This is a genomic window from Streptomyces sp. NPDC060205 (assembly GCF_042728395.1).
Lineage (GTDB): Bacteria > Actinomycetota > Actinomycetes > Streptomycetales > Streptomycetaceae > Streptomyces.
The window spans coordinates 1-6,733 of the sequence record NZ_JBHWZP010000432.1; the positions used below are offsets into that span (position 1 = coordinate 1).

The 6,733-nt window shown below is 69.2% G+C and carries 4 protein-coding genes and 1 pseudogene; 2 read left to right on the forward strand and 3 right to left on the reverse strand.

Annotated elements, in window-relative coordinates:
* Nucleotides 1-33: 33 nt before the first annotated feature.
* On the reverse strand, nucleotides 34-945 hold the full coding sequence (locus ACFWGJ_RS40110) for a calcium-binding protein (RefSeq protein ID WP_387333891.1): 912 nt from the start codon (nucleotides 943-945) through the stop codon (nucleotides 34-36).
* Nucleotides 946-1,145: 200 nt separating this feature from the next.
* On the reverse strand, nucleotides 1,146-3,860 hold the full coding sequence (locus ACFWGJ_RS40115) for a LuxR C-terminal-related transcriptional regulator (protein ID WP_387333892.1): 2,715 nt from the start codon (nucleotides 3,858-3,860) through the stop codon (nucleotides 1,146-1,148).
* A 91-nt stretch (nucleotides 3,861-3,951) separates the two neighbouring features.
* Between ACFWGJ_RS40115 and ACFWGJ_RS40120 the strand changes: the two are divergent.
* Both ACFWGJ_RS40120 and ACFWGJ_RS40125 read left to right on the forward strand, forming a co-directional pair.
* Nucleotides 3,952-4,191 (forward strand): annotated as a pseudogene (locus tag ACFWGJ_RS40120) (VOC family protein); the annotation flags it as partial.
* 378 nt (nucleotides 4,192-4,569) lie between these two features.
* A complete protein-coding gene (locus tag ACFWGJ_RS40125; RefSeq protein WP_387333893.1) occupies nucleotides 4,570-6,189 on the forward strand; it encodes an endo-1,4-beta-xylanase in 1,620 nt (539 codons plus the stop codon).
* Between the two features lie 181 nt (nucleotides 6,190-6,370).
* On the opposite strand, the gene ACFWGJ_RS40130 is transcribed toward ACFWGJ_RS40125, so the two are convergent.
* The coding region (locus ACFWGJ_RS40130) for an ACT domain-containing protein (RefSeq protein WP_387333894.1) at nucleotides 6,371-6,733 on the reverse strand (363 nt) is incomplete at its 5' end.

Genomic DNA, 6,733 nt, shown 5'->3' on the forward strand with positions numbered 1-6,733 from the left:
GCTGCGGTCGGCCGGCTGCAGATCTACTGATACCTATCCTTCACACAGACCCACGCGGTCACCGGTGTCGAACTGGCATGTGTCGGTGTTCGCGCCGCCGTCGAGTGTGTCGTTGCCGGGGATTCTGTCCACGCTGTCCAGCGAGTCGTTTCCGAGGCCGCCCATAAGGGTGTCGGAGCCGAAGCTGCCGATCTGTCCGATCAGGTCGCCCGACAGGCTGTCGTTTCCCGCTCCGCCGTCGAGACGGTCACTGCCGCCGAAGCCCAGAAGGGCGTTGTTGGCCGCACTTCCGGTGATCGTGTCGCTGAACTGGCTTCCGTAGATGAACTCCACGTCGGTCAGGACGTTGTCGCCTTCTCCGGCCGCCCCGTCGTCGGCGGTGTTGTCGATGTCGACGACCACGCCCGTGGGGCTGTCCAGGTAGCTGGCGATGTCGGTGCCGCCGCCACCGCTGAGTGTGTCGGCGCCGGTTCCTCCGACGAGCACGTCCGAGACGGGACCACCGTTCACGGTGTCGTTGTCCGGCCCGCCGTTGAGAACGTTGGTGTTGCCCTGCGTGGAGCCGCCGGTGATGGTGTCTCTGCCCGCTCCCCCGTTGAGTTCGCCGCGGATGGGGGCGGTCTTGGTGATGACGTCGTTGCCGTCTCCGGCGTTGACGACGACCGACGTGTTGACGAGGTCGATCGGGCAGGCCACCGTGCCGTTGCTCAGCGGACTGCAACCGGTACCGGCAGCAAGGGTGTCTGCCGTGTCCTGAATGATGAGGGTGGTTCCGGACAGACTGATCGTGAGGTTGTTCGCTCGGCCGGCTGCCGCGTTGACGACCACGTCTGTCCCGCTTCTGGCGACACCTGTGGCCGCACTCGCCTGCCCTCCCGCGATCACCACGCCAGAACCCACCATCGCGGCCACCACCGTGACGCGGGCCAACGCTCTTCTCTTCATGGACTCCCCCATTGTGACGACGGTTTGTGCGCCTTGGACGAACGCTCAACGCGCTGATGAAGAGCATGGCCGTGGCCGCGTCCCGGAGGATGAGTAGGCGCTACTCACATCGATCTGCCGCACAGCAGGGCGCGTTGCGCACACCGGCCAATGGCGGTGGCACGCCGTTCGGACCCGTGCACGACTGGACCGGGATCGCGCTAGGACGGGCTGTGAGACTGATAGGGCTGAACCTCTGGTGGTACGCGAAAGGTCTGCGCCAGTTCACGGCGCGTCGTCACGCCGAGCTTCGCGTAGATGTGCTGCAGATGGTTTTCGACCGTCCGCACCGAGAGTGTCAGAGCGTGGGCGATCTCCTTGCTGGTGTTGCGGGCCGCGGCGAGCAAGGCGATCTCCTGTTCACGGTCGGTGAGCGGGGTAGGGGTGAGGATCGAGGTCAGCAAGGGTGTGCGGGCGCCTTCGCACCGGGTCGCAGCCACAGCCGCCCGGCGGGAGGCCGACAGGATGCGACGGGGAAGGTGTGCCAGCGCGCTGCTGGAGGCCGCTGCCGTAGCCGCCTCGGCGGCGAGCAGATCGGCGCCGATGCGCTGGCAGGCGCCCGCGACGTCCAGAAGCTGATCGGGGTCGTCGGCGGCCAGTGCCGCAGCGAGGCGGGCGCGGGCCGGCGCGAACTGCCCGTCGCACTGCTGGGCGAGCTCGGCCAGCCGGTCCGCGACATGCGCTGAGCCGCCCAGCCGGGCGACGTCGGTGAGCAGCATGCCTTCGCTGGTCAGATGGCCTGTCGTACGGGCCGTCTCCGCTGCGGCGGTCAGCACGGATCGGGCTTTGCTCAGCTGTCCGCGGGCGGCCAGCACCCATGCCTCCCCCAGGTGCTCCTCGCCGGCGGACAGAGGACCGGGAGGCAGCCCGGGCAGGGCGCGGTGAGTGTCGAGCAGATCCTCAGCCGTGTGCAGGTCCCCCGTCACAGCCGCACAGGCGGCCAGCCCGGGAAGAACCACGCGTAGCGCCATCGAGTGGTCGATGCTGCGGGCGAGCGCGGCCGCCTCAGCCCACCAGCGGCGCGCTGCCGCGGGGTGGCCGGCCAGCCATTCCGTGCGGCCGAGGACGACAGCCATCCACACACGCACACCCGCACCGGAGGCCGTCAGTTCCGCGTAGGCGTTCTCGCCTTCGCGGCGGGCATCGGCTAGCCGGCCGGCTTCGGTGAGGGCGAGTACGAGGGGGATGCGCTGAAAAGCAGGATGGGATGCCAGAGCCTCTTTGTGGATCTGGCGGTGGACGTCATGGACTCGCTCCGCCCAGAGGACGGCTTCGCGGGTCCTGCCCGTCAGCGCCAGCCCGGCAGGCTTCATCCAGGCGCCTCGCAGCCAGACGTTGACGTGCAGGTCATGGCCGAGTTCGCTCCTCAGCTCCGTCAGCAGGGCCAGGCCCTCGGCGGGGCGTCCCGACGCGATGCGCAGAAAGCCTTCGTTGACCTGGAGTTGCCGCCGGCCGGCCGGACTGGTGATCCTGTCCCGCACACGGTCGTTGACCAGCAGCGCCTCGGCAACAGGGGCGTTGCTCCACAGCAGGTTCGTCGTCCGGACCAGGGTGACCGCCAGGGTGTCCTGTTCGCCGACCGCCAGCGCGTCGGCGTGGGTGAGTGCCGACTCGGCATCGTCCCAGCGGCCCAGCTCAAGGAAGGCTTCGCCCAGTCGCAGCTGGGTGGTCATGGTCCGGTGGTCTTCGGGCAGCGCCTGGAGCAGGACGATGGTCTGGTGGTAGTCGTGGGCGTGACGCGCCAGTACGGCCGCCTGCAGGAGCAGGTCGGGGTCGGCCGTGCCGGTGGCGGCCAGCCGCCACGTCGCAATGTGCAGGGGATCTTCACGGCGTCGGGCGCCCCGTGCCTCGACGCGTGCGACCTGCTCCAGCAGCAGGTGTCTTCGGCGCAGCACCGGGAGACCCGCACGCAGCACCTCACCGTAAAGGGGGTGGGCCAGGGAAACGCTCGTACGCCGTCGGGTCTGAATGACACGGATCAGCCCAGCCTCTTCCAGAGCCGTCAGCTCGTCCGGGGTGGCCAGGACTTCGGCATCGGCGAGGGACAACGGCATGCACAGGGACAGCAGTTCCAGAACGGTGCGCCCCGCGGCAGCGGCGGAAGCGAGCCGACGATCGATCAGTTCGGTCAGCCGTACGGTGCCGGGCATCCCTTGTCGGCCGTCGCGCAGGTGCCAGAGTTCCCCATCGCGCGTGAGATCTTCGGTGCTCAGCGCACCGAGGACCAGTTCACGCAGGTACAGGACGTTGCCACCACTGGCAGCAGTCAGTGCGCGCAGGCCGGCCTGCGCCATCGGCGCCCCAAGCACCGCATACAGCAACGCGTCGATCTGCTCCGGAGGCAGCACGTTCACATCGACCCGGTGCAGTCCGTCCCCGTCGCACAGTGCCGCGACAGCGTCCCCGTACGGCTCACCCGTGCGGACGGTCCCCAGTAACGTGATGACCCTGGCATCCATCAGTTGCCGCAGCAGCACCGCCGACGTCGCGTCCAGCAGATGCAGGTCGTCGATCAGCAGCACCCGGCGCCCCGGGCCGCCGGTCAGTCGTTCGGTGACCGCGGCGAAGGCAGCCACCGGGTCGGACAAGTCCAGTCCGCGAGGCAGCAGATGGGCGATGGCTCCCAAGGGGACCGTACGCGCCGCGGCACTCGCCGTAGCCCGCTCGACCCGCAGCTCCCCCGCATCGGTGTGCTCCACACACTCTTCTGCCAGCCGGGACTTGCCCGCTCCGGCCGGCCCGGCCACTACGAGCCCGTGGCACCTTCGGTCGGCCAACGCTGCCACGCATGCCGCCAGTTCGCGGTCGCGGCCGACCAGCGGCCACCGGTCCGAGCGGTTCCGCACCACGGTCTCTCCCCACCATGACACGACCATCAGATCTCAGAAGTAGCTACGTTCTGGCTCCACGGCGCCGTAGGAGCGCGCTGCGAAGCTCACTAGAACGCACAGCAGCCTAAACGCTTGCCCGGACGCTGAACCGTTCCGGAACGGGGCGGAGGAAGAAGCCGCCGTCACCACGGGGGTGCACATCGCGTTCGCGGCGGTCAGCCGCGATGCGGTGGACGCCTTCCACGCGGCTGCGGTAGCGGCCGGGGGCACCTCCCGGCACGGGCCCCGCTCGTGGAGCGAGTACCGCGCCTACTGTGCGTTCGTCAGCGACCCCGACGGCAACAACATCGAAGCAGTCCACAAGGAAACCGCCTAGCGATCCAGTGCTGGTCGGGCAGTCAGGCCGCTGCGGCGCCGGGTCGGCTCCCCAGCGGATGCCCTTCCGGCTGCGGACGCGGGCACCCTCGCGGCGAACGGCCCTCGGCCGACGGTGCCTCACTCGCACCTGGGACAATGGCGATCAGTCGCAGCGGGGCGGCTCGATCGGTTGCGCGCCGTCCTTGCCGCGGCCGGGGAGGACGGTGCTCCGCGACGGTGTGGCTGGGGGCGGCGATGCCGTCCGAAGACGGGCTGAGGATACGGAGTGCTGCTGTTCATGCGGTTTCGAAAGAGCGCTGCCCTCGCGGTCGCGTGCGCCTTGGTCGCCGGTGTCCCGGGAGACCGCGCCGGCATCTCCGCACCCGCGGGGGGACCTGTGGAGGACCTCCTGAACGGCAGGGACTGGGCCCACTTCGCCGGCGGGAAACCCACGCACGCAGGGGTACGGGTCACCTCCCTCGACCGGCGCATCACACGCCAGGACGGTACTGGCGGACAGCCGAACCCACCGGTGAACCTGCGCGGTCCCCACATGGTGTTCCGAGGGGATGTCCGGATCGAAGCCGGCCTGCGGCGCACGGATGACACGGACGCCTACCTGCATCTGTACGGTGAGACGCCGGTCATCTACGACGAATGGCGCTACGAACGGCGCGGCGTGCGCATCGGCGTGGTCGGCAGGAGTCTGCGGATCGACCGTTGGGACGGTGACTCCGACAAACCCGCGCTGACCCGGACCTTCGGGAGCGGCCTGGGGCTCGCAGTCCGCCTCGCCGTGGAAGTCCGCGCAAACAGGCTTGTGCTGGAGGCCGACGGCAGGGTCGTGGGAACCGTTCCCGCGCGGGACGTCTTCGGCAGTGGCCGCATCTGGTTCGGCGCGGATGCGGGAGCCCGCGGGAAGGGCTGGACCCTCAGCGATCTCCACGCTCGGTCACTGGGACGGGGCCGGATGTCCGTCATGGACGCGCCCGGCCTGCGCGTGCCCCGGTCCAGCGACGCGATGCGTGATCTGGCGGCGGTTCTCCCACGCCCGATCCGTATGGGAACCGCCCTGGCCGCGGGCCCCTTGCTGACTGACAGCGCCTACCGCCGGACGGCGGGTGAGGAGTTCTCCATGCTCACGCCGGAGAACGACTTCAAGCCGCAGTTCGTCCAGCCTCGACGCGGCGTGTTCGCGTTCGCGGAAGGCGATACCTTGGTGGACTTCGCCGAGGCCAACAGGATGAAGGTGCACGCCCACACCCTCGTCTGGTTCGAAGCCCTGCCCGCGTGGATGCGTGCCGAGATGACACACGAGCACCGCAGGCGCGTCATGGTGGAGCACATACGCGCGGTGGCAGGCCACTTCCGGGGGAAGGTGGCGGAATGGGACGTGGTGAACGAGCCCATGTCCGACGAGGACGAGGACTACTCCAACGGCAACCGGGGCGTGCGGCCGCAGTTGTGGTTCGAAGCGATGGGCGAGCAGTACATCGACATCGCGTTCCATGCTGCCCGCGAGGCCGACCCGCACGCGGTGCTGTACCTCAACGAGTACGGGGTGGAGGAGGACGGTCCCCGCTGGGATGCCCTCTACGCGCTGCTGGTCCGGTTGAAGGCGCGGGGCGTTCCGATCGACGGCGTCGGTTTCCAGGACCACGAATACGCCGTCGGCGACCGTACCGACCCCGAGGTCTTCCGACGCAAGGTCCGGGATCTGGCCGGGCTCGGCCTCAAGGCCCGGGTCTCGGAGGCGGACGTCCTCGTCGACGAGGACGAGGAGGACATCCAGGCCCGCCAGTTGGCGGGAAAACTCGCGGTCTGCGGCGAAGAACCAAACTGCACCTCGTTCTCGACCTGGGGTTTCACCGACAGGTACGGCTCCACGGCTGACCTGCGACACTATCCCCCGAGTCCGGGAAACGCTCTGCCCTGGGACGCGACGTACGAGGCGAAACCCGCCTACTGGGCCCTGCGCGACGTCCTGGACGACGCTCGCCGCTCAGGTACGGGATAGCCCTCGTCGGTGTTGCGCTTCTTGTAGTGCCCTTCGTCGAAGCCGGGTCGGCGTCCGCCGCGTGGGGCGAATGCGGATCTTTGCCGGCACCGTCCGGAACTGGGTGCAGACGGCGCAGTCCGTCCGTTGCCCCGGCGTGACAGCCAGGGACAACGGATGGACGGCTCGGGGCCGGCCCCACTCACTTGACGAGGTTCACCGATCGGGCCGACGTGGCGCCGATCTCGCCGGCGACCTCGCTCACCGCTTCCTGCGGGACCGTGTCGTCGACAGTGAGGACCGCCAGAGCCTCGCCTCCTGCCGCGGAGCGGGACACCTGCATGCCTGCGATGTTGATCCCCGCCTCCCCGAAGACCCGGCCTACGGTACCGACCACGCCCGGACGGTCCTCGTAACGCAGCACCACCATGTGGTCGGCGAGCGCGAGGTCCACGTCGTACTCGCCGACGGCGACGATCTTCTGGTGGTGCTTGGGGCCGGCGAGCGTGCCGGAGACCGAGACCTCCTGGCCGTCACCGAGGGTGCCGCGCACGGTGACCACGTT

Bases quoted from the DNA above. Each gene is read 5' to 3' on its own strand.
- ACFWGJ_RS40110 (WP_387333891.1), bottom strand. From the start codon at position 945: ATGAAGAGAAGAGCGTTGGCCCGCGTCACGGTGGTGGCCGCGATGGTG.
- ACFWGJ_RS40115 (WP_387333892.1), bottom strand. From the start codon at position 3,860: ATGGTCGTGTCATGGTGGGGAGAGACCGTGGTGCGGAACCGCTCGGAC.